Here is a 228-nt window from a genome sequence, read left to right on the forward strand (position 1 = left end):
CTCGACCCGGCCGCCGTGGACTGCGCCCGGCGCAACATCGCGCCGCTGGGCGGCGAGGTCCACGAGGGCGACCTCTACGACCCGCTGCCCGCACGGCTGTCCGGCCGGATCGACATCCTGATCGCGAACGGCCCGTACGTGCCCACGGACGACGTGCCGCTGCTGCCGCCCGAGGCCCGCGACCACGAGCGGCGCATGGCCCTCGACGGCGGCGCCGACGGCCTGGAC

At 76.8% G+C, this 228-nt stretch carries 1 pseudogene; it reads left to right on the top strand.

The features are described from left to right. A pseudogene (locus tag G3I40_RS46310) lies at positions 1-228 on the top strand (putative protein N(5)-glutamine methyltransferase); the annotation flags it as partial.

The organism is Streptomyces sp. SID14478 (genome assembly GCF_010548525.1).
Classification (GTDB): domain Bacteria; phylum Actinomycetota; class Actinomycetes; order Streptomycetales; family Streptomycetaceae; genus Streptomyces.